Genomic DNA, 377 nt, shown 5'->3' with positions numbered 1-377 from the left:
GTGAAAGCATTAAGTTAACGGCTAGTATAGGCGTGGTTCAATAGCAGCAACAAAGCCTTAGTTAAGTATTAGACTTGGCTGATAAACTACTTTATAAAGCCATAGATACTGGCCGCTACGATGTCTGTACTGATATTTTATTGCATGGTTAAGTATAGTGCGGCTTAAAACATTTGATCAAACTCACGAATACTGTGATCCCAAATCGGCTTTTCTTTACCAATATATTCACGTACAGCATCAAAATATAACCGGGTTCTTACCGGTAAATAACGATGTGGGTATAGTGCATAAATGGCACTGTGTTGGATTAAATTTAGAGCCTTTGATAAAGGCACAATTTGTCAATCTATCACTTCTTTATCCAAGATACTCGC

The 377-nt window shown here is 37.1% G+C and carries 1 protein-coding gene; it reads right to left on the bottom strand.

From position 1 onward, the window contains the following. Positions 1-164: 164 nt before the first annotated feature. Positions 165-338 (bottom strand): hypothetical protein, encoded by a 174-nt coding sequence (locus tag CWB77_RS17970; protein WP_249931448.1) that lies wholly within the window; start codon positions 336-338, stop codon positions 165-167. Between the last annotated feature and the right edge of the window lie 39 nt (positions 339-377).

The organism is Pseudoalteromonas sp. S1610 (assembly GCF_005887465.1).
Lineage (GTDB): Bacteria > Pseudomonadota > Gammaproteobacteria > Enterobacterales > Alteromonadaceae > Pseudoalteromonas > Pseudoalteromonas undina.
The sequence above is the reverse complement of the archived record's forward strand: the minus strand, read 5'-3'. Positions and strand labels throughout refer to the sequence as shown.